Below are 1,954 nucleotides of genomic sequence, written 5' to 3'. Positions count from 1 at the left end.
TCGTCACCGACCTGGTCGGCGCTCCCACCGAACTCGTCGACGAACACGGGGACATCGCATGGCGGTCCCGCTCCACGCTGTGGGGCGCCACGGTGTGGAGCCGCGCGGCCACGGCGTACACACCGCTGCGCTTCCCGGGCCAGTACTTCGACCCCGAGACCGGACTGCACTACAACTACTTCCGTCACTACGATCCCGAGACGGCCCGCTACCTCACCCCGGACCCGCTCGGCCTCGCCCCAGCTCCCAACCCGCTCGGCTATGTCCGGAACCCGCACCTGTGGACCGACCCGTTGGGGCTGTCCGAGTGCACGGACGACGACGTCGTGACCGTCTACCGCAAACAGACGGACCACCCGCTCAGCCAGCGCGTGCACATCGGCGACAATGGTGAAGTGACCATCACGGGTGACGGGAAGCTCTACCTCAACATGAGCGGCGATCTCCGGCATACCACGGAGTTCCGTGGCGAAGACGGGCAGATCGTGTCATTCGACGTGCCCCGCGAGTATCGCGATTCGCTCCGGGACGACGCCATTCCGCAGAACCGCGATGATCATCCCGATGGCGCGTCCTTCACCCGTCAGGAATGGAAACAGCTTCTGCAGGAGTATCCGGAGATATCGGACCCGACAAAGGGGACGGACCTCTACGGAATCTCCGGGAAGCTGCTCGACGGGCTTCGTGGGCACATAATTCCAGGATCGGGTCACGTAGTCCAAGAAGGGTAAGTTCTAGTTCGGTGATGCACAGCGTGAAAAGTCTCGAAGCGGAACTCCAACGTGTCGGCAACCGCCCCGGGTTCGACTCGGCACCGCCGGTGCTGTGTGAATTCACGGTGGATGTGGACGGCGACACCGGGGAGTACGTCCGTCGTCTGCGGTCCGTGCTCGCGGTCGCGGTCCGCCTGGGCGGCACTGCGGATTTCGACGCGGATGACCTGCCGGCCGACGGTGTGCCCGACTGGTTCGCCGCGATCAGTCCGGAGCCCTCGGCGGCCCCGGAGCAGGCGCCCGAATTCGCGAGGCGTGGCAGGGAGGCCTTCGTCCGCGACATGGAGAGCCGGCCGTGGGCCTTGCAGGACTGGCTCTTCCGGTTCGACCCCGAGGACGACTCCCGGGGGTGGGAGTGGTGGGACGCCACGCAGCCGGGGGACTCGAAGGTCCGCCTGTGGGTCGACAGCTGGGGCGAGTCCTTTTTCGGCTGCCAGGAGCTGCGATGGCTGGCCTACACGGCCGGCGCGCTGCATGTCGACGGGCCTGCCGTCCAGCGGACCGGGGCATGGGCGGCAGAAGCCGGCGGGGAGGACGTCGATGACTGACCGGCTGGTGCGAGCCGCCTTTACGGAATCCACCGTCACCGTGTACCAGGCGTACCCGGCGGCCATCGCTGATCCGGCCGTGGAAGCAGGGACGTTCGTGTCCCCTTTCAAGGTCGAGCGCATGACGTGGATCAAGCCGTCATTTCTCTGGATGATGTACCGGTCCGGATGGGCGGAGAAGCCGGGACAGGAGCGCGTGCTCGCGGTCGAGATCACACGGGCCGGATTTGAATGGGCTCTGGGGCATGCGTCATTGAGCCACTTCGACCGTACCGTCCATTCCGCCAAGGAGGACTGGCGCGCGGAACTCAAGGAGAGCCCGGTTCGGATTCAGTGGGATCCTGACCGGTCGATGACCCTGAATCCGCTCGAATACCGGGCGATCCAGGTGGGACTTTCGGGGGAGTCCGTGAAGCGGTACGTCGAGGAGTGGATCACCGGCATCACGGACATCACCCCACTGGTGCACTCGATACGCTCCGACATCCGTGCCGGGGATGTGCGGGAAGCGGCACGCAAACTGCCGGACGAAGTCCACTACCCGCTGAGCGACGCACTCCGGCAGCGCGTCGGCGCTCACGGCTAGCGCCACCGTGGGGGCAGTGGGACAGGCATGAAGCCCGCCCCACCATC

The 1,954-nt window shown here is 66.1% G+C and carries 3 protein-coding genes; all 3 read left to right on the top strand.

Translation table 11 applies throughout. The features are described from left to right. Window positions 1–731 (top strand): RHS repeat-associated core domain-containing protein (locus tag J0695_RS31415; protein ID WP_206967825.1); only part of this gene is annotated, 731 nt, incomplete at its 5' end. Window positions 732–745: 14 nt separating this feature from the next. Continuing rightward, window positions 746–1,321, top strand: a complete 576-nt coding sequence (locus tag J0695_RS31410) for a hypothetical protein (RefSeq protein ID WP_242553433.1) — start codon at window positions 746–748, stop codon at window positions 1,319–1,321. After that, a complete protein-coding gene (locus J0695_RS31405) occupies window positions 1,314–1,907 on the top strand; it encodes a DUF4291 domain-containing protein (RefSeq protein WP_206967820.1) in 594 nt (197 codons plus the stop codon). The genes J0695_RS31410 and J0695_RS31405 overlap by 8 nt, the downstream gene beginning before the upstream one ends. Window positions 1,908–1,954 lie beyond the last annotated feature (47 nt).

The sequence above is a fragment of the Streptomyces beijiangensis genome (assembly GCF_017315755.1).
Lineage (GTDB): Bacteria > Actinomycetota > Actinomycetes > Streptomycetales > Streptomycetaceae > Streptomyces > Streptomyces beijiangensis.
The sequence above is the reverse complement of the archived record's forward strand: the minus strand, read 5'-3'. Positions and strand labels throughout refer to the sequence as shown.

Bases quoted from the DNA above. Each gene is read 5' to 3' on its own strand.
- J0695_RS31405 (WP_206967820.1), top strand. From the start codon at position 1,314: ATGACTGACCGGCTGGTGCGAGCCGCCTTTACGGAATCCACCGTCACC.
- J0695_RS31410 (WP_242553433.1), top strand. From the start codon at position 746: ATGCACAGCGTGAAAAGTCTCGAAGCGGAACTCCAACGTGTCGGCAAC.